Raw genomic sequence first — 23,893 nt, 5'->3', positions numbered from 1 at the left:
GCCGCTCCGAACGACGATAGCGCGACGCGGGGACCGTGATAGGGACGACGGTGACAAGGTGGTGCAGCCGGCCAGCGAAATCGCGGCTGCCGATGCGAGTAGCCCGCGCCTGTCGAACTTCACGGTTGCGCTACGGGCAGTTCGAAGCCGGGCACCGGCAGGCCACGCTCGTCGTAGAGATTGATGAGCGGAGCGTCGGACCAAGCGTGGCGCACCCGCGCCACCGGTCCGCCCTGGTCGGTACGGATCAGCATCGTGTCCCCCTGCAAGGCGGGCAGTACGAAGCGGCAACTCTCTTGCATCTCCCCGCACAGTTCGACGCCCAGACCGTACGGACCTCCGATGGCACGCAATCCACCCTCGACGCCGCTCAACCGGAGGCGAATGGTGTCGCCCGTCAGAACCGCGCTGTCAGGCATGGGCATGGGTTCGCCCTCGGCGGCCATGGCCAGTCGCTTGCCAAGCACATTCTTGTTGGCGGGGTGAATATCGGTCGGCTCTCCCAGGTCGGTCGCGGCGACCAGCGCCGCGTTGTCGTCGGCGACAACGGCGTCGAGCTGTTGCTGCCGCAGCTCGGCCCAGCCGGAGGCAACGGGTTCGGCCTGCGGCGTGCCCCATCCGGCCAGTTGCACGACCATCATTCGCGCCTGATCACCGAACTGCCGTCGCCATCCGGCGAAAAGTTCGCGCAGACGGTCGGCGTATCCGGGTTGGCCGACATCGGCCTCCCCCTGATACCAGGCGACTCCCTTGACCCGCATCGGTCCGATCGGTGCGATCATGGCATTGTGCATGACTCCCGTGCCAACCAGGGCATCCCACGGCGCACGGGGCGGTGCTTCGTCCGTGCGCATCACGGCGTAGTCCCAGTCCGCGCCCAGCGGAACGGCATCGCCGCCATCGCCTGGCGAAAAGAACAGTCGGTCTGGTCCGGCGTAGAAGCCGCCGGTGTCCCAGGCATTCCAGGCGGCGATCAGGACTTCGTTCTTGCCAGCCTTGAGATCGGCGGCCGGCACACGATAGGTTCGCTCGGTTCCCCAGCCGAAGGTATAGCCGACGGGCGCCCCGTTGACGAAGGTCATGTCCAGATCGTCGATGGCACCGATGGAAATGCTACCCGCCGAAGCCGCTTGTTCGGGCGTCAGCGTAAAGGTCTGGCGCAACCACACCAGCCCGTTGGGGTTGGTGTCGAGGCCGGTGCCAGTCCATTCGTTCCAGAACGAGAACTTCGGGATCGGTCGCCAGTCGAGCTGCGCGCTGTCCTTCCACGGCTCGCTGCCTCCCGATACACCGCGATACCAGTCATACCATTCGGGCGCGAAGGAGCGCGCTGCCGCGAGTGGATCCTGATCGTATTGCCGAAGCCGGGCGAGAGGCTGCTCTCCGTAGAGGATACGAACCCCTTCGGGCGAAAGCCATGCATTGGCCGCGCTGCCACCCCAGCTGGAATGGATGAGGCCGACCGGAACGTCGGGATGATCGGCGCGCAATTGCTTGCCCATATAAAAACAGGCTGCGGAGAAATCGGCGGCAGTATCGCCGCTCGCAGCTTGCCAGTGCGCTGCTTCCCCGAATGCGTGAACAGGTGTGGAAGCGGTAACCTTGGGCACCTGAAGCAGGCGAAGGCCCTCGTCGCCGGCCATGCGCAGCTCGTTGCTGACATTCAGCGCGCGCACCACCGGCAGTTCCATGTTGGACTGCCCCGAGCACAGATAGACATCACCGACCAGAACACCGGACAGCCGGGCAGTTCCGGTCGGATCCGACACGGTAAGCGTCATGGGCTCGCTCGCCGCATCGTGCGAGGAAAAGGTCAGGCGAAAGCGACCGTCGGGCCCGGCCTGCGCATTCGCGGTGTCGTCGCCCAGCGTCCCTTCGACGCGAGACCCCGGTTCGGCATTGCCCGCAACCTCGATCGGCAGATCGCGCTGTAGCACCATTCGGTCGCCATAGCCTGCATCCAGCACCGGGGTTGCCTGCGCCGTGCCACCGAGAGCCAGGAATCCGACAAGAGCAAACGCGAGCCTCATGCCAGTTCAACCAGCGGCTGGACGAAACCCGGGGCGGGAGCGTCGAAAGCGAACAGGCTACCGGCCTGTGGAAAGCGTGTCATGTCATCGGGCTCCATATTCTTGGTTGCGCTGGTCACGAAGGCAGTGGAAAGATCGGTTCCGCCGAACGCCAGCTTGGTCACGTCCCGGGCCGGTATCGCGACCGTCGCCGCCAGCGTTCCTTCGGGGGAATAGCGCGCCACGCGCCCCCCAAGGTAAAGCGCGGTCCAGATGTACCCCTCGGCGTCCACTACCGGGCCATCCGGGTAGGCACCGGGGAAGTCGCGGGAGGTATCGACAAGGAGGCGCGGCTCGCCAACCCCATCCGCCGTAAGGTCGGCGACGTAAATCGTCCTTCCCAGGGTGTCGGTGAAATAGATGAGGGAGCCGTCGCGGTTCACGGCCGGACCGTTTGTGATCGTGATGCCGGATGGACCAGCGGGCCTGATCTCCCCCCGATCGAAAACGTAGAACCGTCCCGATGACAGCTCTTCTTCGTCGTGCATCGTGCCGAACCACACTCGGCCCCACGGATCGGTGCAGGCGTCGTTGAGGCGATTGGCCGGGCTTTCCCCCGGTATGTCGGCAAGCTTGTCGAAATCCCGCGTTCGGGGATCGAAGACGTGCAGACCGTCCTTCAGTCCGCAAAGCAGCGCGCCCCCGTTCGCCGGCAAGGCCCAGCCGATCTGGTCGGGCGCTTCGACGTGCGCATTGCTGCCCGTGTCCGGGTCGTAATGCCATAGGTGCCGCCGCTTGATGTCGACGAACCAGACGATCTTGCGCGCATGATCCCACACCGCCCCTTCACCCAGCAGCGCCTTCGTATCGAGCAGCTGGCGAACGGGCAGTTCTATCTCCATCCGGCGTCGACCCAGTAATTGTGAGCCGTGCAGTAGCGCGCATCGTCGCTGGCGAGGAACAGCGCCATGGCGGCAATGTCGACCGGGTGGATGCGCCCGTCCAGGCATTGCGCAGCGACAATCTCCGCCTCGCCTTCGGGCGTGTACCACTTTTCCTGCCGTGGGGTCTTCACGTTGCCCGGCACGATCGTGTTCACCCGAATGTTCGCCCGGCCCAGTTCGCGCGCCAAGCTGCGGGTCAGTCCTTCAATGGCTGCCTTGGCGGTCTGGTAGATCGTCAGGTCTTCCAGGCCCAGATGCCAGCTGATCGAGCCCAGATTGACGATCGAGCCACCGCCGGCCTTCTTCATCGCCGGCACCACGGTTTGAGCGGCGAAGAACTGGTGCTTGAGGTTCACCGCCATGCGGTCGTCCCAATAGGCGCTGGTGACGTCGGCAATCTTGTGCCGGTCGTCGTTCGCGGCATTGTTCAAAAGCACATCGCAACCGCCCATTTCCCCGACAAGATCGAGGATGGTCGAGGTGTAGGCTTCGGTATCGGTTATGTCGCAGGGGCGGAAGATCGGCGCGTGATCGGCTTCCGCCAGCGCCTGACAAACCCCGCGGCTCGCGTCCTCGGCCACATCGACAAAGGCGACCTTCGCCCCCTGCCTCGCAAATCCCTCCACAAGGCCGGCGCCGATGCCGGACCCGCCGCCGCTGACGATAACCCTCTTGTCGCGCAGACTGGGATAGATCGCAGCCTTGCCGGCAATACCCAAATTCGCTTCCGCCATGCGGATCACTCTCCCCGTAAGTAAGGTGCCGATACCTTCGTCCGGCCGTTTATATCCTGTCCACCAGTCCGCGCTGTGTGAGGTTGCGGACGAATTCGCCGATGCCGCACGTCCAGGACGGGGCATCGCGCGAGGTCGTGACGGTGTTGCGAAGGGTGCCGATCCGTTCGGAACGGATAGTCACGCTGTCGCCCATCTTGTGGGTGAAGCCGGCGCCCGGCTCGTCCCGATCCTGGGTCGGAGCGAACAGCGTGCCACAGAACAGCACGAACCCATCGGGATAATGATGTTCGGACAGGCACTGGCTTACCAGATCCGCCGGATCGCGGCTGATCTGCGCCATCTCGTTGCGGCCTTCGAGCCGGTAGCCTTCCGGTCCTTCTATCGTCAGTTCGACATCGGCACCGCGCACGTCGTCGAGCGTGAAATGGTCGTCGAACAGACGGATGAACGGTCCGATCGCGCAGCTTGCCGTATTGTCCTTCGCCTTGGACAAAAGCAGGGCCGAGCGTCCTTCGAAATCGCGCAGATTGACGTCGTTGCCCAAAGTCGCACCCAGTATCGCGCCTTTCGCGTCGCATACGAGCACGACTTCGGGTTCCGGGTTGTTCCAGCTGGAGTCGGACCTCACCCCGATAGGCGCATCGTGGCCGACCGAAGAAAGCACGGGGGATTTTGAGAAGATTTCCGCATCGGGGCCGATGGCGACCTCCAGATATTGGGACCACATGCCCTTGTCGATCAGCGCCTGCTTCAACTGCATCGCTTCGTCCGAACCGGGCACGACCGAACGGATCCCGGACCCGACCGTGCTTTCGAGTTCGTCCCGGATTTCCATAGCCCGGGACGCATCGCCGCGCGCCCGCTCCTCGATGACGCGCTCGATCGCGGACAGGGCGAAGGTAACGCCGCTGGCCTTTATGCATTGCAGATCGATGGGGGAAAGCAGCGACCATCCGGCGGGCAGACCGTCGGCCAGCGCGCCAATCTCCGCCCCGCCTGCGAACTGGCGACGCGCAATGGCGCCCGACACCGTGGCAACCTGTCGGGTCAGATCGAACAGGCGCCCACCGCGTAGGGCTATGACGCATGGTCCGTCGGGCGATTGCGCGCGGCCGATGAATGTGCCCTCACCGGCATCGGCCGGCAGGATGGAAATCAGGTCAGTTGACATTGCGAGCGTTGTTGCCCTCTCCCTTGATAGCGCTACCATATGAACGCAAGCGAACATTCGCAAGGCGAAAGCGAGAGGTATGAAGCACTTCGACGCACGGTGGCGCGCCATGGTATTGGGAGCTTCCGCATGTCTGTCGGCCTCAGCGGTATCCACGCCCGTTCAGGCCGGCCCCACGGCGCGGTTCGAGCGATTCCATTACACCGCGCTGGACACACCGCCGCCGCCGGAGGGCATGTTCCGCAATCCCGTTCTGCCCGGCTTTTATCCTGATCCCTCCATCGTGCGGGTGGGGAAGGACTTCTACCTCGTCACATCGACATTCGGATGGTTTCCCGGCTTGCCAATCTTCCACAGCACCGACCTCGTAAACTGGAAACTGATCGGCCACGCCATCGACCGGCCCGGGATGGTCGATCTCGGGCATAGCAGACTGGTCGCGGACGGCCTCTATGCGCCCGCCATCGATTATCGGAATGGTCTTTTCGTCATCTTCAATACATGCGTTCGGTGCGGCGGAAATTTCTTCGTTACCGCGCGCGATCCGGCTGGACCGTGGTCCGATCCGATATGGGTGGACATCGGGGGTATCGATCCGTCGCTGTTCGTCGACGAGGACGGACAGGCCTGGGTGATTAACAACGATGCCCCTCCCGGCGATCCGCTTTACGAGGGGCATCGCGCCATCTGGATACAGCCGATCGACCTGGCGAGCGGTGAAGTCACCGGCGAGCGTACGCTGCTCGTGAATGGCGGCACCGATCTGTCCACGCAGCCTGTCTGGGCTGAAGGACCACATATCTATCGCATGGGTGGCTGGTATTATCTCAGCGTCGCCGAAGGCGGCACGATGGATCAGCATTCGCAGACGATCTACCGCAGCCGCAGCGTCACCGGACCTTACGAACCCGGGCCGGTCAACCCGACGCTGACACAGCGCGACCTGCCTGCCGACCGGGCCGATCGGGTGGAAGCGACAGGTCATGCCGACATGGTTCGGCTGGACGACGGAAGCTGGTGGGCGACCTTCCTCGCCATGCGGCCGTTCACCGGCATGTCGACCCTTCTTGGCCGCGAAAGCTGGCTCCTCCCGGTCGAATGGACCGATGGCTGGCCCCGCGTCCTCGCTCCAGGAGAGCCGGTCCCACTTATCTCCACAAGACCGGATTTGCCGGAGGGCGCAGGGACGGACTGGTCGCGCATTACGGACGATTTTTCGAACGGCAAACTGGCGCAGGACTGGCTGGAGGTTCGCAATCCCGCCCCCGTGCAGTGGTATGCACTGGACCGCAGTGCGAATGCGCTGTTGCTGGTGCCGGGCGCCGACGCGGCAAGCGGGCCGGGTAAACCGCATTTTCTCGGGCGACGGATGCGCCACCCTGCGGCGAGGTGGACCACGCGCCTGACCTTCGCCCCTTCGGGCAAGGGGGAGGGGGCTGGCCTTCTCGCCATGGCCAACGAAGAGAATTTCCTCCTCGCCGGCATCGAGATGCTCGATGGAGAAACGCAGATCGTCGTGCGGCGGCACGATCTGGCCAGCGATCCAGAAGAGGGCGTCCTGATAGCCTCCTCGCCGTTCGCGGGAGGGAATACGCCGGTTGACCTGCGACTGACCATCCGCGACGGGGTGGCCGACATCGACTGGCGCGTTGGCGAAGGCGGGTGGAGGACACTCGCCCACGCCATCAATATCGAACACATGGCTTCGGCCCATTCGGACCTGTTCGCAGGCGTGGTTGCCGGCCCCTACGGCTGGGGCGCGGCGGACTAGTCTTCGGGCAGGCCCATTGCCGCCAGCATGCCAGGTAGCCACTCACCCTGTTCGCGGTCGTAGAAGGGGAAGGTATTGGCATAGGCCCAGGTACAGATGCCGACCCCCGTTCCCTCGAAGGCCTCGCGCACCGCGCGGTGATACGCTGCGCGTTCGGCGGTCGGTATGTGCCGGTCATAGGCGCCGGTTTCACCCATGAAGGGCAGCTTGCCGGTCCGTTCGGCATAAGCTTCCACCTTGGCGACGTCCGCCTGCAACTGAGCCATGTCCTCGGCGCTACCGAAGCTGCGACCGGGCGGCGGTGGCGACGGCTCGACCCAGCTTGCGCCCTGATGAGTGAATTCGAACGGGGCGTAATAATGGAACGTCGGATAGACGTTGGGGTCGTCGGGCAGGCGCAGCGTGGCGAGCGAATCGACGCCGCTCCACTCCTCGCCGCCGATGATAACCGGCCGGGTCGGGTTCGTAGCGCGCACCGCCGCCAGCGCCGGCGCCAGCGTGGCCAACAGATTGCTGTCGTCGAACTTGTTGTGCGGCTCGTTTTCCAGCTCGAACCAGAGCCGGTCTTCAGGATAGTCGGCAAAGCGCTGCGCGATCTGTCGCCAGACCCCGCCATGCCACGGCGCAACCCCGGCCGGATCTTCGTGGATCGGGTTGAAGTGGTGGCTGTTGAGGATGACGTTGAGGTCGTTTGCGAGCGCCCAGTCGACGGCTTGCTGAACCTTGTCCATCCAGGCGGCGTCAATGGTGTAGAGAGCAGTGGGGGATGATTTGTCGTCCCAGCGAACCGGCAGGCGTATCGTCGTGAAACCGGCCTCTTTGATGTGCCGGAAGTCGGTTTCCGACAGCGGCGCGGGCGGGGGCGGCGCATCGGCGGAAAGCTCCAGCGTGTTGCCGATATTGATGCAGGTGCCAACCGGCAGGGACCGCTCCGTCACCTGCGTTGCCGAATTCGCGGAGGGCGGCGTCTGCGCGGCGCAGCCGGTAAGTATCAGCGCAGCGAACGCGGCAAGGTGCGGGAATTTCGACATGATCTTTCTCCTCATTTGCTCGACAGAACCTGCACCAGGAACTGCCTGATCTGTTCGTCTCGTTGCGGCGAAGGCGGTCCGTTCACACCACGCGCGGGCAGTGGCAGGTGATCGGCGGCAGCCTGTGCGTCCTCGCCGAACACCATATGATCGAACCATGCGCGCCATGCTTCGCGCTGCGGCGCAGGCTGATCGCGGATCGTCAGCATGGCGTGTACCATCGCCAGGAAACCGCCGCCGCGCACGGCATCGTTGTGCCAGTAATTCACGAGGATGCCGATCGGATCGGTCGCGGCGACATGATGCCACCACAAGGTAGGAATGTAGATCGCGTCACCTGGTTCGAGCTCGGCGAATTGCGCGCTCGCCTGGGCTTCTTCAAACCGCGGGTAACGGTCGGTATCGGGGGCGAGCGGATCGACCATGCTGACCGGTTGTCCCGCCAGCGTGACGTTGAGCGGCCCGACATAGAGGTTTTTCGTCTGCTCCGGAGGGAAAAGCGTGAAACGACGCCTGCCCAGCGCCACGACCGCGAAATTGTCCGACAGATCGAAATGCGTCGCCACCTGGGTCGCGTTGCCCAGCCAGACCCGCGTGGTCGGCTGCGTCGCCCGGTCGAGCAGGGGAAAGGGATGCACTGCCTCGAAACCGGGCAGATGCGTTGCTGCTTCCGTCGCGCCGGCATAGATCGCGATGGGTTCGGGTTCCGCGGCTATCTGCCGCAGGTGCCCGGCGAGCTGGGACAAGGTTCCGTGCTGCTTCTGGAAGTTGAAGCCCCGCATGTCGGGGGCGTAGAAGAAGCGACCGCGTTCGCGCGGCGGGGCCATCATGATCTCGGTCGGCGCGCCGCTATCGAGGCGTTCGAGATACGCGAGCGCCGCATCCGCGCTTTCGCGCCCCGCCTGCACGATCGGCCAGTCCGCCGCGATCCCCCGCAACACGACAGGGCGGTAGTGCGGCCGGATCTCCGCCTCGAACGTCGCGAGGTCGGGAGGAGAAATTTCCCCGACTGGCGTCATGCGCGCTCCGTCCGGCAAAACCTTAGTCGCAGGGAAGCACCACTTCCGCATCGGTGCCCAGCCGCACCTCGCCGATGGCGAAGTCGGTGGTGCCCGTGGTCTGCAGCACGAAGGGCTGGTTGAGATCAGTCATGTCCGCTCCCTTCGAGCGCAGGCACCTGAGGGGGATGCCATACCGCACGAAACCGTCCGTTCGCGGCATCGCGAAGCTGACCATGCCGCTCGTCGTCTCGCCCGCCGCGCCCAGCATGGCGCTGTCGGGCGCGTCCATCGTGTTGAGCGTGACCAGCATCAGTACGTCCGCATTGGTTTCGCGGTCGAGATCGACCGGCTCGAAATTGCGCAGGACGACCGATGCCGTCCCGTCCTGTATCGTGAAGCGCCGCGCGCCTTCCTGCACCTGGAAATCCGCCGCGCTCACGCGCACGCGGCCTGATAGCGCCTCCGCCGGCACGGTGGTCACCCGGGTCTGGGCGTCGCCCTCGTTCCCCTCGACCAGCAGGGACCAGCTTGCCGCCGGACGTCCGGCGGCGAACCAGGTCCGCGTGTCGGCGGCGGCGGCGGTATCGACCTCGGCCAGGGGCGTCCACGCCGCGGCAGGGGAACCGTAGGTAAGGCCGTAGCCGAATTCGAACAACGCTCCGTCGTCCATGTCCGGCGTGCGCGGCCAGTCTGCCGGTAGCTTGCCGGTAAAGTCGAAACGGGGATTGCCCTCCCCGTCGCCGACTAGCACGTCGGCAATACCTTCCCCTTCGCTACCGGGCAGCCATGCTACGACGAAGGCGTCGGATGCGTTGAGCGCGGGGTTCACGTAGAGCGGCCTGCCGGTGATCATCAGTGCCACGACCGGAATGCCCTGCGCCCGGAGGCGTGCCATCGTGGCGTAGGGGCCGGTCAGGTCGGCATCGAGCGCCAGCGTTTCCCGGTCGCCCTGGAACTCGGCATAGGGTTTCTCGCCGAAGACAACCACGGCGGCATCGGGGCGCTGGGTAAAGCTGCCATCGGGCGAAAGCTGCACGCTGCCGCCTCCGGCCTCGACCGCCAGCCGAAGGCCGGCATAGATCGAGGTCGCGCCCGGGAAGTTCGAATTATCGATACCTGTCCCCTGCCATGACAGCGTCCAGCCGCCGGATTGGCGGGCGAGGTCGTCCGCGCCCTCTCCCGCGACCAGCAACCGGCCACCGGGCGCGAGCGGGAGGACATTCTGGTTCTTGAGCAGGACAAGAGACTTGCGCACCGCCTCTCGCGCGACGGCGCGGTGTTCGGGTGAACCCAGCGTGTCGAATTCGCCGGACAGAGGCCGGGTCGACGGAGCGCCCGCCTCGAACAAGCCGAGACGCATCTTCACGCGCAGAATACGCGCCACGGCTTCGTCTATACGGGACATGGGAATGGTGCCGGCCTCGGCCCGGGCGAGCAGATCGTCGTAGATCGGACGCCAGCTGTCAGGCGCCATGTACATGTCGATTCCGGCCATCAGCGCCTGAGGACAGGATTCGTTGGTGCATCCCTCTACCTGTCCATGCGCGTTCCAGTCGGACACCACGAAGCCGCCGAAGTCCATGCGGTCCTTCAGGACGCCGGTGACGAGGCTGCGATTGCCGGTCATCTTGCGGCCCTGCCAGCTCGAAAAGCTGACCATGACGGTGGCAACGCCTTCCGCGATCGCCGGACCGTAGGGCGCACCGTGGATGTCGCGAAGTTCGCTTTCACTGATGGAACTGTTGCCCTGGTCAACGCCATTGTCCGTGCCGCCGTCGGCTAGAAAATGCTTGGTCGAAGCGATGACGTAAGGACCGGAGAGCAGATCGTCGTTGCTCGGCGGACCCTGCAGGCCGCGCACCATTGCGCCGACATAGGATGCGACGAGGTCGGGATTGGACGAATAGCCTTCGTAGGCGCGGCCCCAGCGATAATCCTGCGGCACGGCGACGGTCGGCGCAAAGGTCCATTCCTGTCCGGTGACGCGTATTTCGGCGGCGGTTACCTGCCCGATTCGCTCGACAAGGTCGGGATCGCGCATCGCCCCTAGGCCGATATTATGCGGAAAGAGCGTCGCGCCGATGATATTGGAGTGGCCGTGAACGGCATCGGTTCCCCACACTACCGGGATGCCGACCCCGCCGTCGCTGGTGTCGACCGAACTGGCGTAGAACTCGTCTGCAGCGCGCAGCCATTCGGGAGCGGGAGCCAGATCGTTGCCATATGGGCCGCTGTTGCCACCCACCAGGATCGATCCGAGATTGTAGGTTCTGACATCCTCCGGCGTCACGCAGCACAGGTCGGCCTGCACCAGCTGGCCGATTTTCTCGGGCAGCGTCATGCGTGCCAGCAGGTTGGCGATGCGGGCCTCGTGTTCCGGATTGACGGGCACGGGATAATCGTAGGCCGGCCAGATTTCCGGATGCGCTACGCCGGCGCCGCTTTCGCTGGAGACTTGCGCGGAATCGCGAACCGTCGCGCACCCTGCGAGAGCTGAAGTCGCGAGTATACCGGCGGCAATCGCAGACAGGCTGGCGCGCGGTGTGTGCATAAAACGTCCTCCCCGTAGTCTCGGCATGATATGCCGGCTCGTTCTTATGTGAGCGTTATCATTACCGGCGCGGCGGCTGATGTCCAGAGAGAAAAGGATAGTCGGTGGCGGATATGCGCGTTTGCAGAAGACGGAATGTGCGAAGCGGCGTTCCAGCAGCGGTCGCGCGCCGGACACTTATGGTATCGCTACCACGAGGTTGTCTCGCTATGTGGAACAGGCATCCTTTCACCGATCGCTACCGAGGTGGCATATCGGCAGGCCATACGAAAACTGCCGGCCCGACGAAGTCGGCCCGGCAGTTCGAAAACCCTAAGATAGATCGCCGCGCCAAGGGCGACCGACAAATCAGGACGTAGCGGACCCACCCATGCTTACGGATCCATCCGAGCCCGGCTCGTAATCGAACTCGACGTTACCCATGCCACCCTTCACGTCGAGTACGACGGGAGCGGTCCATTCGCGCTTTTCGGAGTTGGTCTTCATATTGGCCATGGTCGTTAAATCCTTGTTACGCCGTGTTTCGTTGATTCGCCCTACGAGGAGCTAAAGCACTCGATCGCCTACGTAAAGGGCAGATCAGCTTTTCGTTCCGGCCATTGTTCCAATGGCGGACCGCCTGTCACTAATTTGGCACTATTTCACGCTTACGAGTGTTCGCTCGTGCAAGTCGCCCAACAAATGTTCGAGCTGTTCCCGGCAGGTTGCTTCCGCGACATCGTATTCGTCCTGCATTGCCGCGACCAATCGGTCGAACCGGTCGACATCGTCCAGCAATTCCCAGGCGCGGCGTCCGGTTTCCTTCAGGCTGTAGAACTTGCCGTTGACGATGTGCAGGAGAACAAGCTCGTCGTCGACGACGGTTTCCACGAAATTGTCGGTTTTCCTGATCGTGCTGTCGTTGCGCAAATCCAAGTTGAAGCTCCCTGCGTCGTTCGTTCGTTCTACCGGTCGTAACCGAGTTCTTCCATGACGTCGCCATTGACGTCCCAGATTGCGTTTCGCTGGCGTTCACTCAACATCGCCAGCCCGTCGCCGGCGCGCCCGCTCCTGAAGAACCGTCGGGCCTTCTCGGGACGTTCGCTGAAGCCTACGCGATCCTCTCGCGTGCGCAGTATCTCGAAGGATGAGCGCTCCACGGCGGCGGCAATTCGCTGCGGATCGTTCTTCTCTTCCAGGTCGAGGAAGTCGGCGATGCTCGCGAGTGCCTTTCGGGTATCTGTCAGCATGTCCTCGTAGCGCACCACGAGGACGGGGATGGCATGCTGCGACGTCCAGCTTCGGTAGTGGCCTTTCCACCCCAGCGTGCGCTGCCGCAGTTGCGACTTGGCCCCGCCCGCCATGATATGATCGGGGTTGTTGATCTGCTTCACTGCCCTGTCGAAATCGCCATGTCCCTGATGGCTCGCATAGGAAACCGCCACGTCGTAGGGGTGGCGGACGAGATAGACCGCGCCCTTGCTGACCTCGGCTGGGAACAGCGGTCGGCCGTCGCCGCAATCGTGATAGCCGTCGTGAACCTTGACGAACAGATGCCGGTCCGCTTCCGCCGCCAACTGGCGATAGAGCCCCGGGCGGGCCAGGTCGATCTCGTCGTCGGTCAGGTCAGAGGAGGGAAGCCCCGTCAGGGCATCGAAGCCCGGTCGGTTCGACGATATCGATCCCGGCAGGGCGGCAAAGGTTTCCTCGTCCAACGGTTCGGTCGCCATCAGGTTCGTGAGGAGTATGCGGGTCCAGGTGTTTCCCGATTTCGGAAACGAGGCGAGCCAGGAAATCCGGTATTCGTTGTCCGCTCCGTCGCCTTCGACCCCCATTTCAACCCGCCCCGCCACCGCGCTGCGTCCGGGTCTCGAAGCTGACGATCCAGTCATGCAGGGCCTGCGTGCTGCGAGGAAAGACGTCTCTTTGCATGGGCCGGTCGAAAGTCTGCACGTGAACCGCGGCGATCAGGCGCGCGAGCACGGTGTAGAGTTTCCGCGTTCCCATGATCGCACTCGCGAGACGAACGCGGTAAACGCTGTCGCGAAGACTCTTCAATGCGACCGCGCCGGTGACGGGCGCGATCTCGATGGGTTCCCTGCCCCGACGGGTGTTGGTGTTGCGCAACAGCGTCAGGCTTGACAGGTGGCCGCTGGAGTTTTCGATCGGGGTGCGCGGAGCGGCGAAGAATTTGCGGAAGTCGGGTTGGTCGCGCACTGCGCCAAGCCGCACCGAACCGGTCAGTTCCAGCGCATCTTCCCACAGCTTCATGTCCTTCTGACCGGCGAAGCAGACCGCTTCGTGCGGGCCGATCAATTCGGGGTCGATGATGAGCACGTCGTCGGTGAAATAGGACAGGCCCCTGTCCGACAGCGCCGCCGCCAGCGTTGACTTGCCGGCCCCGGAAATACCGGTGAAGGCGTGCACCCTGCCTTCGTGGATGACACCGCTCGCGTGAAGCGGGATGAGACCACGCTGGTAGCACAACGCGCCCCAGGCGGTGCCGAGCAGGAAAAGGGCTACGTCCCTGTCCGAAGCGCCGCCGCGCGCATAGACAATGCGTCGCCCCCCCTCGACCAGATAGCTCGCTCCGTTCGGAATGCGCAGCAGGAAGCGGTCCCCGGCAACCTGGTACGCGCCGCCCTCGCTCGAAACGTCGGCGAGGCTCGCGGGCACTTCGCCTTCCTCCACGGTTACATCGCCGCCGCTATCGCGCAGATAGGGGGCGACCCGGCTGCCCAGATCGAGGTCGGCGGTCACGGTGAAGGGTGTGTCGTTCATCAGTTCTTGCCCTCGACCCAGTTGATGAAGCGCGACATGCCGATCATCCGCCCGATCCCGACCATTGCCAGCACGTAGTCGGGATGGTCCGAAGCATCCAGCGGGGTCTTGTCGGGCCACGTATCCAGCAGCTTGCGCAGTCGGGGGATGTCGAACCGGCCGGCCATGACGGGGTCTTCGGCCGCGCGTTCTATTTCCGCGCGGTAGCGATCGATATCCTTGGTGAACCGTGCGTGCCAGTCGGCCGCCTGACGGCCGCGCGGGGCGGTCAGAATCTCGCGCGGGAGCCGGTCAGCCATCATCCGCCGGATCAGCCAGCGATCCTGTCCGGGGCGCATGAACTGCTCTTCTGGAATCGCATAACAGAATTCGGTCAGCCGCCGGTCTCCCAACGGATCGCGGCCATGCAGGCCGTGCGCGCTCTGCAACGCCATCCGCATGAGCGAATTCTGTGCCCGGTTGCCATTCATCGTCATCAGGTCGCGAAGTTCGCGCGCGCTTCTGATCGTGCCGTAACTGTCGTCGCGGCCCATCGCCTCGGCCCGTTCGTCGACCTGCATCTGTGCGGCATAGTCCGGATTTATGGCCGAAAAGCCGCGCCAACCCATGTGCATCGCGTCGCCGCGAAACCGTGCAAGCGCCTTCACCGCGGACGGCGGCAATTGCGGCTGGAAGACGTAACGCCAGTAACGCTTGGCCATTCCCTGCCCGATGGTCATCGCGCGCAGGTGCGCATGCAGTTCGGCCCAGCGCCCCTCGCGGAACAGCTGCGGGTAGATGCTGCGATTGCTGAACGAGAGAGTCCGGTTGCCGCTTTGCCCGCCGAGCATGACATTGCGGCCGGAAGCCAGCACGCGCTGCCGGATCGCCACGCTCCAGTGCAGGTTGTTCCACCCCGGCAAAGGCATCTCGGCAAGCCGTATGACCTTGTCGAGTTCGGTATCGAGCGCCATACCCTCGCTGTCGACGAACTCGACCTCGAAGTCGGGATACATGCCAGCCAGCGCCTTAACCGGCCCCGATTCGTCGCCGATGCGACTCTTGCCGAAGACCCTTCCGTCCCAGTCCTTGCCGGGAACGTGCGTGAAACCGAGCAGCGGGTCCGTCAGGTCGTGAACGTCGCGGTGCAGGGCGTCGAGCGCGTAGACCGCGACGGTCGAGGAATCGAGACCTGCGCTGACCGTGCAGGCCGGCGTTCGCACCGCCCGCATGTGGGTATCTACCGCATCGCGGGTCAGCGCGTCGGCGGCTTCGACGTACTCTTCGTCACGCACGAAGCGGACCGGTTCGACGGCGCCGACCTCGTACCAGCGGTGCTTTTCCACCGCACTGCGCGAGACGGCGATCCAGTGGCCCGCGCAAAGCAGCGAGATGCCCTTGAAGAACGTCTGCTCGGCGTCTTCGAGATTGAGGGTCAGGGCATCGGCGACGTGTTGTTCGTCCACCTCGCGCGGAATGTCGGGCAAGGCGAAGATACCCTTGGGGGCGGACGCCATGACGAACCTGTCCGGTGCGACGTGATAGACGAGCGAGGGAGCCATCAATGGCGAGGTCGCAGCGAACAGGGTCTGGCGTTCGGCGTCGCAGGCGATGAAGGCCCAGTCGCCCTCCAGCCGGGGCAGGGCTTCGCGCCCCCAGGCGTTCCAGGCGCGGTGTGCCAAAGCGCCGTCGGACATCGTCTTCGCGCGCTGAGATTCTATCCCGAGCGCATTTTCCAGATCGCCGCGATAAGTCAGGAATCCGGAAAAGACGAAACCTGCATTGCCCGACATGATAGGCTGCTGATCGAACCGGTCATGCGGAGTGAAAAGCGCCGCCTGGCCCCAAGTAAGGCCGAAATTGTCGAGCCGCCGGTTTTCCAGCTTGCGCTTCGCATGTATCCGCAGGGACGCGGCCATCCGGTCCACATCGTCTTTCGCGACAGGCGCGCCATCGCGCTGAAAAATGGCGGATATGGCTGACATTGCGCGCCCGCATAGTCTGTGCGCGAGCGGGGCGACAAGGTTTTATTGCCTGCGTTGCCGACAAACGCTCTAAGGCTTTCACGATGCTGAAAATCTCGCCCGCGAACCGACGATTGGCGAAGGCCCTGACACCCGCGCTGGGTTTCGCTCCGGAAGACGGGGCATTGGGGCCGATCGATCTCGACCTGGCCCGTTACGCCCATTTCCGGCACCGCGTCGCCCCATTGCTGCACCACGCAGTGGCTACCTGCGGGATCAGTGCGGAGGAGGACGCGGCACGGTTCCTTGAGCGGCAGGCCGCGCGGAATGCGCGCCGCGTCCTCCAGCAAAAGGCGGCGGTAAGGCGCTTCGGCGATGCGCTCGACAGGGCGGGCATCGGCTGGCTCGAGGTCAAGGGCTGGCACCTTGGCGACAGCCTCTATCCGGCCGCGTCGCTGCGCCATGCCAAAGACGTCGATTTGCTCATCGAGCCCGGCCGCGCCGAAGATGCGATCACGCTCGCGGCAAAGCTCGGCTATCGCGGATCGCAAGGGGGCGGAAACGGCGAGACACTCGATGTCGAACATTCGCGCCAGGTTTTGCGATACCACCGTGAGACGAGCATCTTCGACCCCGCGTCCGGCGCGGAGATAGAGATCCACGCGCACCTGTTGAGCGATGCCCCCCCGGGGTGGCGTGATCCCCCTACGAGTTCGAGCAAGGAGGAGAGGTCGCAAACGCTGCGCCGACCGGACTATGTTCTCTACCTGATTACACACGGCACGGCGACCGGATGGAAGCGGATGAAATGGCTCTGCGATCTCGCGCTGCTGGCATCGGGCGTGGACTGCGCTACCCGGAAGCAGGCAATTGCGCTCGCTCGTGAACTCGACGGGCTTCCTGCCCTGTGTGCCAGTTTCGATCTGCTGCGCGAACTGTGGCCGCAAGCCACCGACGGGCTCTGGCTACCCCTCATCGCGCCGGACGAATGCGATGCGAAAACGATTCGCTCCCACCGTGCCGCGTTCATTCGGCAACTCAACGAGGAAAGCGAACCGTCAGCACCGCTGCGCTATGCCCGGCACCTCGGGCTGTTGCGCGATCCGCCAGTCTTCGGAACGCGCCATCCCTCCTTTTGGCGTCAGCTCCGCCGCACCTTTGCGTTGCGGCAGTTATGGAGAGGCTGATACGCCTGCAAGCAGCATGAGACCGTTTCGCACCCTTCGTAAAGTCGCATTCCGCGCGGAAATCGTCGGCGCGCTGGCCTGGGCGCGCTTTCTCATCCGTTTCGTCGCCATGCGGCGCTGGAGCCGCCTGCTCGGACCGATAGATGGTCAGGCGCTTGCGGTGTCCGCGCCTCCTGTCTCTCCCGCTCAGGCGAAACAGGCACGCGACATCGGTCGCATCGTACGCCGCACCGCCGCACGAATGCCATTCCGTGCCGTCTGCCTGCCTCAGGCGATGTCCGCCCGATGGCTTCTGCGGAGACGCGGCATTCCCTCGCGTATCGTTATCGGTTCGCGGCGCGGTGATTCTCGGGAGGGGCTGCTGTTCCACGCCTGGCTGATGGTTGGCGAGCAGGTCGTAACGGGGCAAGACGAACGTGATGCCTTCATAGATTTTACCCGTCGCGGCATACCCCTCGATGCCCGCTGAACCGATTTCGGGAACGCGAGCCATCGGTGGCTTTCGCGATCTTCTTGGCGCGATCGTAGCTTTTGCCGGTCCGAACCTTCCGGGCACGCTTACGGTGGTGGCCCTTGGTGCTCTTCTCGACGGGTTCGGCATCGTCATGCTGCTGCCGGTAGTGGAAACGGTGTTCGCGCAAGGGGACGGGGAGCAGACGGGATTGACCGCCGACCTGACTGCCTGGCTTACCGTGCACGGAATAGACACGGTCCTTGAACAGCTCGCCGCGATGGGCGCGGTCTTCCTCTTGCTGGTCGCCATTAGATCCGCCGTCCTGCTGAAGCGCGATGTCGTGCTGATGGAGGTTTCGCAAGGCTTCACCGATCATGTACGGCGCGACTTCTTCGCTTTGCTGGCCGACGCGCAATGGCCTGTCATCAAGAGTTATCGCAAAGCCGATCTGCTCAACCAGATGACGACGAACATCGGACGACTAGGTCAGACCATGAGCATCCTGTCGAAGGGGCTGGTCACGCTCGCGCTCGGCATCGCCTGTCTCGCCGCCGGCTTTGTCGTATCGACGGCCCTCGGTATCATGCTGGTCGCCTTTACTCTCGCCGGTCTAGGCAGTGCCGTCGTATGGAGTCGCCGCAGCCGGGCTCTGGGATCCCGTTTGACGCGCGCCAATCGCGGCATCATGCACGAGACAACGCTTTTTCTGGACGGGCTGAAGGCGGCCAAGGCAGCGCGCGCGGAAGAGGAACTCGCCCGCCGTTTCGCCGCGCGAATTGCCGAAAGCCGGGAGGTGCAGGTTTCCTTCGTGCGCCAGCAGTCGCGCTTGCGCAACGCCATCCAGTTCATTGCCGCGTTGGCTGCCTTGATGGTCCTGCTCCTCGGGTTCGCGGTGTTCGATCTTTCTGGCGGTGAATTGCTGGTCATGGCTGCGATCGTGATGCGCCTATCCCCTAGCCTGGTGACGACCTTTGGGGGAATGCAGCAAATCGCCCACGCGCTGCCTGCCTTCAGTTCGATCCGGGAGATGGAGGCGAACCTGCTGGCTGCGCGCGAACTGGCGCAGGACAACGAGAAAGCCGCAGTCTCGTCATTCCCGCAGGACGCTCCGCTCACCTTGCGAAACTGCCAGGTCGTCGCTCCCGGCGGGGCGGTTCTGATCAGGGCGGAAGCGATCAGCATTCCTTCCGGATCGCTCGTCCATATCGGCGGACCTTCGGGTGCCGGAAAGTCGACTCTCGTTGAGCTTATCGCCGGCCTCCAGCTGCCGGCGACCGGACGGGTAATGCGCGGGGACATTGCCCTTGGCGAAAGCACCCGCGCGGCATGGCAGCGCCATATCGCCTTCGCTCCACAGGAACCGTTCCTCTTCGATGGCACGGTACGCGAGAACCTGCTCTGGCCGCAACTCGACAGGGCGGCGCGAATTCCGGACACGGTCATTCGCCAGGCGCTGGATCAATCTCACGCCGCGGCCATCGTCGACGGTTTGCCAGAAGGCCTAGACGAGCCGCTACTCGATGGAGGTGCCCGCCTGTCGGGCGGCGAACGACAGCGTCTGTGCCTCGCCCGCGCATTGCTGCGTCCTGGGAATCTCCTCGTTTTGGACGAGGCGACCTCGGCGATGGACCCTGCGCTTGAACGCGCCGTGGTCAGCTCGCTCAAAGCCGATGCGGCGCGGCGAACGATAATCATGGTATCCCATTCGCAAAACGCACGCGATCTGGCCGACATTCGCATCGCCGTCGCCGGGGGGGTCGCCGAAATTGTCAGCTTCGATCACCGGTCGGCCGCCGGGTAGGGGGCGAACGCGGTCTTTGCTTTCGCGCCGCCCCGCGCTAGGCCTTGCAAGTGACCGAAAACCCGCGGACATTGCCGGACCCGAAGGTTGCCGGCCTTATCGCCGACAGCCCTATCGCGTCGGTCATCAGCGATCCGCGTCATCCCGATAATCCGATCGTCGCCTGCAACCGGGCCTTTATCGAACTGACCGGCTATTCCGAAGGCGAGATACTCGGGCGCAACTGCCGATTTCTCGCGGGCGAGGGAACCGAACCCTGGCTGACCGAGGCATTGCGGCAGGGTATGCGCGAGGCGAAACCGGTCATGGTCGAGATACTTAATTACAAGAAGGATGGGACACCCTTCCGCAATGCCGTCGTCATCGCTCCGTTGATGGATGACAACGGCGAACTCGAATACTTCTACGGTTCTCAGGTCGAGCTGGCACCACAGGCGCGATCGCCGAGCCTGACGCTCCGGGCGCGCGCGGCGCAGAAGATCAAGGATCTCTCACCGCGGCAGAAGGAAGTGCTGCAGATGGTCGCTGGTGGCCTGCGCAACAAGCAGATCGCCTACGAGCTCGGACTGTCCGAAAAGACCGTCAAGATGCACCGTGGCATCGCAATGGAAAAACTGGGCGCGTCGAACAGCGCGGACATGGTCCGAATGGCGGTCGAAGCCGGTATCTGACGAAAAGCTAGGGCAGTCGCGAGTGACGCGTCGCCGCGACGACCGCTTCGGCGGTAGGATTGCCGAGAGAAACCTGTCGCCCATTCGGAAATCCGATCGTCGCGGCTGATGCACGCCGGGATCCGTCGCGCGCCCTGAAGGCGTTTACGAGCACCCGCGTTCCTGGCGGAAGAGAATCGCGTTCCCACCCTCGCCGACGCATGGCCGCGGGCGTTCCTGCCTCGATCCGCCATTCCTCGATACCATGATCGGTCTGTACCGCGACGTGGATCCAGCTGTGCGGATTGACCCATTCGAATTTGGTGACGCGTCCCTCGAGCCGGATTTGCGCGTTGCGATCGAACTCCGCGGCGAAGGAATGGTGCGCCAGCGCGCCGCCCGCGATGGCGCTTGCGGCGAAAGCGGCCAGCGCCGTTATTCGGCGAAAGATCGCGAACTGAGACTGGCGGCTTGCGCGGGACATGCCGACGCGCCTACCAACCCTGCGCCCGATAGTCGATGAACGAGGCGAGAGCGGGGGCGCGAAGTGGAAGATTTCCTGTTCGAGATGACGAGCTGGCTGCGCACGACGCGCCTGCTCGACTTCAGCTTTGCCTTGCAGGACGGCGCCGTGAGCCGGATGCTCGTCGGGAACTTCTGGGTCGTTCCTACCGTGCAGGTCATTCACCTGCTTGCCATCGGAACCGCCTTTGCAGCCATGCTCATGCAGGTTCTCAGGATGAACGGACTTTCGGGGGATGGCCTGACCATGCGGCAGGTCGCGAATCGTTTCTCGCCCTGGGTGTGGTGGGGGGTCGCCGTCATCGCCCTCAGCGGCGTCGGTATGATCGCGGCGGAGCCGGTCCGCAATCTCGTCAACGCGGTTTTCTGGGTGAAGATGGCTCTGCTGGCGCTCGCACTGGGGGCGAGCTTCTATCTTCAAAGAGCCTCGCTATCGCGTTCGCTCGGGCACGCCGGTCGATGGACTGCCGGCAGCGGCCTTCGCTTCGTATCGATCATGGCCATCGTCTTATGGATTTGCGTCATGACGGCGGGGCGATGGATCGCCTACGCGCCGACGTAGGGCGCACTGGCTCGTGCAACCCGAACCCGGCACCATCTGGCGGACGATCGAAACTTGGCGACCGGCCACTGCGCTGGCCGAAAGCCTGTGGGCGTTCCCGGCGGTGGAGACGATGCACGTCGTGGGACTGGTGACGGTTTTCGGCACGATTCTCGTGGTCGACCTGCGGTTGATGGGTCTCGCTTCCCGGACCACCGAGGTGAAACGTCTGATGGGCGATGTTCTACCGTGGACTTGGAGCGCTTTCGCACTGGCCGCGCTTAGCGGGCTGGCGATGTTTGCCAGTCACGCTTCGCTGTACGTTGCGAATCCGTGGTTTCTCGCGAAGATGGGCTTGCTGGCACTTGCCGGGCTGAACATGGCGATATTTCAGTTCGCAACGACCCGCAGGGGGCACTCCTTACCGGCCGGGGCGACGCCGCCACATCGCGCGCGAGTCGCAGGGGCGTTGTCGCTGGTCCTCTGGGTCGCAGTGGTGTTCTGCGGTCGGGCCATCGGCTTTACCCTGGGCATCTATTCCTGATCCCCCGGTTCGATGGCGTAGGCCTCGTGACACTCCATGCACGCGACGAACAGCGAATACCCGCTATCCATAAACAAGGCATCCGCGTCGCGAGCGGCAACCGATGTTTCCACCCGCTTCCCCGCAGCGCTCAATCCCAAGGCAAATTCGGACCAGTCCGGACCACGGTTCCTGGCGTAGCGTGACTGCCGCAGAACGGCGCCCAATTCCTGTAGATCGCGGCTGGCATCGCGGACGGCGTTCCACTCGGCATCGCTACGGGGGCGCCATTCACGGTTGACGACCTTGCCGCCCTCGAGTTCGCTAGCGGCCCCGGTCGAACTCCACACGATTTGCGCGGCGGGTTGAACGCGCGAGGTCATCAGCGCCTGAACGGCAGCGCGCTGTGTTGCCGGTTCCGCCTTGCAACCGGAAAGGGCTACCGCGGCTGCCCAGACGACGACGTGCATTTTTGGCATGGGATCAGCGTACCGCGAGGTGATCTGCGTCAATATCGATAACAATGTCGGCACGCGGTGGCATTTCAGCGAGCATGTGGCGGGTCAGTCGCTCGAAATACGCGCAGAAGCGGATGACGCCGGCGTCATCCATCACTTTCGGCGATTCCGGACATCTTTGCGCGAGCTTTCTTTCCTGGCGGCGACGATTGGCAACGACCTGGTCGAAATCCGCGACCCGCAACATCACAAGGACGTCTATCTGATCGAACAACCGGCGGTATTCCTCATCGAGTAACCGGTTGACGAGGCCACGCCAGATACCATCCGGGTCGCATTCGGCTTCGAGCGCGTTAACGGGGTGGGCCAGGTCCACCGCCCGTTGTGGCATCGCGCCAACGCACCATCCTTCCAGGAGCAGAATGTCCACGGGGTGGGTGACCATCACGCTGTCGTCGGATCGATCGTCGAGAGCCTTGTCGAAGCGGGGGAGGGCAAATCTGCGCCCGGCACGAATTCGTTCGACGATTTCTAACCCGATCCCGACCGAGTGCGTCCCCGGCGGCCCACGGGTAGCGAACAGCGGGTGAACCCCGTCGGCAAGCCGTCTGCGCTCCGCTGCGCTCAGGTACAGGTCGTCAAGCGAGAGTGTCACGGCGCGAAGTGCTCGCTCTCGCAGGAGCAATTCGAGAAACCGGCATGCCGTGGTCTTGCCCGAACCTTGCGGACCGGAGATTCCGATGACCAGCGACGCGCGCGGGATCGCCGTGCGTGCGATTCGATCGGCCAGGGGCCGCCAGTGCTTCTCGACAGTCTGGTGATAGTCGGCGGGCAGACCTTCGGCGGCGACGAGGGCGGATACGGGATCGGTCACGCAACGCGGTCGGGCAGATCTGCCCCTCGCGCAAACGCCTCGATGTTTCTGAGCGCGCGCATGCCCATTGCCCTGCGTGTCTCGGCATCGGCGCTGCCCAGATGCGGCAGCAGGACCACGTTGTCGAGATCGAGCAGGGCCGGCGGCACAAGCGGCTCTTCCGGAAACACATCCAGCCCCGCCCCTGCCGGATGGCCCGAACGCAGCCCCGCCGCCAGCGCATCGTGATCCACGACCGAACCGCGAGCGGTGTTGATAAGGAAACTGCCCGGCTTCATTGCCGCGAGCGCGTCGGAGTCGATCAGGTGCCTTGTTCCCTCTCCGCCCGGAACATGGATCGAGACGAAGTCACTCTGTTCCAGCAGACCTGCAAGGTCCGGACAGAAGCGGGCGCGTGTATCGCGCACAATATCCCCGCCAACCTCGTGCCGTGCGTGGTAGAGGATCGTCATGCCGAACCCGCATTGCGCGCGCTTCGCCAAGGCTTGTCCGATCCGTCCGAAACCGACGACACCCAGCGTCTTGCCGCTGACCGCGCTACCGACCAGATGGCGCGGATGCCATCCACTCCATTCGCCGGATCGAACCATCCGCTCACCTTCGCCGGTGCGTCGCGCGGCCATCAGCAACAGGGTCATTGCGAGGTCGGCGGTCGCGTCGGTCAGGACGCCGGGCGTGTTGGTAACGGCGATACCCTTCGCCTTCGCCGCGTCCAGATCGATGTGATCGAAACCCACGCCGTAATTGGCGATGAGCCGGCAGCGGTCGGCCTCGTTGATGAGATCGGCGTCGATCGTATCGCCCACCGTCGGGCAAAGCACGTCGTATCGCGCCATTGCATGTGCGATAAGGGATCGATCGAGGCTGCCTTCGTCGTCATTCAGGACCGTGTCGAAGCGCGAGGTGAGAGCCGCCTCGACCTCGTCAGGCCATTTCCGGGTAACGAAAACGCGCAGATCCGTCAT

23 protein-coding genes are annotated in these 23,893 nt (G+C 64.0%); 7 read left to right on the top strand and 16 right to left on the bottom strand.

Annotated features, from left to right (window positions below; translation table 11 throughout):
• Positions 1-119: 119 nt before the first annotated feature.
• From EG799_RS04335 to EG799_RS04320, 4 genes are read right to left on the bottom strand one after another with little or no spacing between them, the layout of a single operon-like run.
• Positions 120-2,030, bottom strand: coding sequence for a sialate O-acetylesterase (locus EG799_RS04335; protein ID WP_234029010.1), 1,911 nt, complete (start codon positions 2,028-2,030; stop codon positions 120-122).
• Positions 2,027-2,911, bottom strand: a complete 885-nt coding sequence (locus EG799_RS04330; protein WP_123878884.1) for an SMP-30/gluconolactonase/LRE family protein — start codon at positions 2,909-2,911, stop codon at positions 2,027-2,029. The genes EG799_RS04335 and EG799_RS04330 overlap by 4 nt, the downstream gene beginning before the upstream one ends.
• Positions 2,902-3,687, bottom strand: a complete 786-nt coding sequence (locus tag EG799_RS04325) for an SDR family NAD(P)-dependent oxidoreductase (RefSeq protein ID WP_123878882.1) — start codon at positions 3,685-3,687, stop codon at positions 2,902-2,904. The genes EG799_RS04330 and EG799_RS04325 overlap by 10 nt, the downstream gene beginning before the upstream one ends.
• A 49-nt stretch (positions 3,688-3,736) precedes the next feature.
• On the bottom strand, positions 3,737-4,861 hold the full coding sequence (locus EG799_RS04320) for a fumarylacetoacetate hydrolase family protein (RefSeq protein WP_123878879.1): 1,125 nt from the start codon (positions 4,859-4,861) through the stop codon (positions 3,737-3,739).
• A gap of 235 nt (positions 4,862-5,096) precedes the next feature.
• Between EG799_RS04320 and EG799_RS04315 the strand changes: the two genes are divergently transcribed.
• A complete protein-coding gene (locus tag EG799_RS04315; RefSeq protein ID WP_158611013.1) occupies positions 5,097-6,632 on the top strand; it encodes a glycoside hydrolase family 43 protein in 1,536 nt (511 codons plus the stop codon).
• Here the strand turns inward: EG799_RS04315 and EG799_RS04310 are convergent.
• From EG799_RS04310 to EG799_RS04280, 8 genes are all read right to left on the bottom strand, one after another.
• Entirely contained in the window at positions 6,629-7,663 is a 1,035-nt protein-coding gene (locus EG799_RS04310; protein ID WP_123878875.1) for a glycoside hydrolase family 5 protein, read from the bottom strand. The genes EG799_RS04315 and EG799_RS04310 overlap by 4 nt on opposite strands.
• 11 nt (positions 7,664-7,674) lie before the next feature.
• Positions 7,675-8,682 (bottom strand): cupin-like domain-containing protein, encoded by a 1,008-nt coding sequence (locus tag EG799_RS04305; protein ID WP_123878873.1) that lies wholly within the window; start codon positions 8,680-8,682, stop codon positions 7,675-7,677.
• A gap of 22 nt (positions 8,683-8,704) precedes the next feature.
• Positions 8,705-11,215 (bottom strand): glycoside hydrolase family 3 protein, encoded by a 2,511-nt coding sequence (locus EG799_RS04300; RefSeq protein ID WP_123878871.1) that lies wholly within the window; start codon positions 11,213-11,215, stop codon positions 8,705-8,707.
• Between the two features lie 348 nt (positions 11,216-11,563).
• Complete coding sequence (locus EG799_RS13950) at positions 11,564-11,710, bottom strand: hypothetical protein (RefSeq protein ID WP_158611012.1); 147 nt, start codon at positions 11,708-11,710, stop codon at positions 11,564-11,566.
• Positions 11,711-11,851: 141 nt separating this feature from the next.
• Positions 11,852-12,130, bottom strand: a complete 279-nt coding sequence (locus tag EG799_RS04295; RefSeq protein WP_158611011.1) for a PqqD family protein — start codon at positions 12,128-12,130, stop codon at positions 11,852-11,854.
• A 29-nt stretch (positions 12,131-12,159) separates the two neighbouring features.
• Positions 12,160-13,029 carry a sulfotransferase domain-containing protein gene (locus EG799_RS04290; protein WP_158611010.1) on the bottom strand — a complete coding sequence of 290 codons (870 nt, stop codon included), beginning with the start codon at positions 13,027-13,029 and terminating at the stop codon, positions 12,160-12,162.
• Position 13,030: 1 nt separating this feature from the next.
• A complete protein-coding gene (locus tag EG799_RS04285) occupies positions 13,031-13,975 on the bottom strand; it encodes a hypothetical protein (protein WP_123878865.1) in 945 nt (314 codons plus the stop codon).
• A complete protein-coding gene (locus EG799_RS04280) occupies positions 13,975-15,939 on the bottom strand; it encodes an asparagine synthase-related protein (RefSeq protein WP_123878863.1) in 1,965 nt (654 codons plus the stop codon). Before EG799_RS04280 ends, EG799_RS04285 begins: the two co-directional genes overlap by 1 nt.
• Positions 15,940-16,052: 113 nt before the next feature.
• Here EG799_RS04280 and EG799_RS04275 point away from each other — a divergent pair, with 113 nt between their 5' ends.
• Genes EG799_RS04275 through EG799_RS04260 form a run of 4 tightly spaced genes read left to right on the top strand, consistent with a single transcriptional unit; the run spans position 16,053 to position 20,031 of the window.
• On the top strand, positions 16,053-17,105 hold the full coding sequence (locus EG799_RS04275) for a nucleotidyltransferase family protein (RefSeq protein WP_158611009.1): 1,053 nt from the start codon (positions 16,053-16,055) through the stop codon (positions 17,103-17,105).
• 16 nt (positions 17,106-17,121) lie between these two features.
• A complete protein-coding gene (locus EG799_RS04270; RefSeq protein WP_158611008.1) occupies positions 17,122-17,574 on the top strand; it encodes a lasso peptide biosynthesis B2 protein in 453 nt (150 codons plus the stop codon).
• The gene (locus EG799_RS04265) at positions 17,564-19,360 is read left to right on the top strand and encodes an ATP-binding cassette domain-containing protein (protein ID WP_123878857.1); all 1,797 of its coding nucleotides are present in this window, start codon (positions 17,564-17,566) and stop codon (positions 19,358-19,360) included. Before EG799_RS04270 ends, EG799_RS04265 begins: the two co-directional genes overlap by 11 nt.
• A 50-nt stretch (positions 19,361-19,410) precedes the next feature.
• Positions 19,411-20,031 carry a LuxR C-terminal-related transcriptional regulator gene (locus EG799_RS04260; protein ID WP_181950871.1) on the top strand — a complete coding sequence of 207 codons (621 nt, stop codon included), beginning with the start codon at positions 19,411-19,413 and terminating at the stop codon, positions 20,029-20,031.
• Between the two features lie 7 nt (positions 20,032-20,038).
• Here the strand turns inward: EG799_RS04260 and EG799_RS04255 are convergent, their stop codons facing one another.
• Positions 20,039-20,494, bottom strand: a complete 456-nt coding sequence (locus EG799_RS04255; RefSeq protein ID WP_123878855.1) for a DUF6152 family protein — start codon at positions 20,492-20,494, stop codon at positions 20,039-20,041.
• Positions 20,495-20,557: 63 nt separating this feature from the next.
• On the opposite strand from EG799_RS04255, the gene EG799_RS04250 reads away from it, so the two are divergent.
• Both EG799_RS04250 and EG799_RS04245 read left to right on the top strand, forming a co-directional pair.
• Positions 20,558-21,094, top strand: a complete 537-nt coding sequence (locus EG799_RS04250; protein ID WP_123878853.1) for a DUF6644 family protein — start codon at positions 20,558-20,560, stop codon at positions 21,092-21,094.
• A 13-nt stretch (positions 21,095-21,107) separates the two neighbouring features.
• Entirely contained in the window at positions 21,108-21,617 is a 510-nt protein-coding gene (locus tag EG799_RS04245) for a DUF6644 family protein (RefSeq protein WP_199798264.1), read from the top strand.
• Here the strand turns inward: EG799_RS04245 and EG799_RS04240 are convergent.
• Genes EG799_RS04240 through EG799_RS04230 form a run of 3 tightly spaced genes read right to left on the bottom strand, consistent with a single transcriptional unit; the run spans position 21,608 to position 23,893 of the window.
• Positions 21,608-22,108 (bottom strand): hypothetical protein, encoded by a 501-nt coding sequence (locus EG799_RS04240; RefSeq protein ID WP_234029009.1) that lies wholly within the window; start codon positions 22,106-22,108, stop codon positions 21,608-21,610. The two genes, EG799_RS04245 and EG799_RS04240, sit on opposite strands and share 10 nt — an antisense overlap.
• Positions 22,080-22,928: a kinase gene (locus tag EG799_RS04235; protein WP_123878849.1), complete on the bottom strand. Its 849-nt coding sequence runs from the start codon at positions 22,926-22,928 to the stop codon at positions 22,080-22,082. The genes EG799_RS04240 and EG799_RS04235 overlap by 29 nt, the downstream gene beginning before the upstream one ends.
• On the bottom strand, positions 22,925-23,893 hold the full coding sequence (locus EG799_RS04230; protein ID WP_123878847.1) for a 2-hydroxyacid dehydrogenase: 969 nt from the start codon (positions 23,891-23,893) through the stop codon (positions 22,925-22,927). The genes EG799_RS04235 and EG799_RS04230 overlap by 4 nt, the downstream gene beginning before the upstream one ends.

Source organism: Aurantiacibacter spongiae (assembly GCF_003815535.1).
Classification (GTDB): domain Bacteria; phylum Pseudomonadota; class Alphaproteobacteria; order Sphingomonadales; family Sphingomonadaceae; genus Alteraurantiacibacter; species Alteraurantiacibacter spongiae.
Note: the sequence above shows the minus strand (reverse complement) of the source record. Positions and strands in the feature narration are given on the sequence as shown.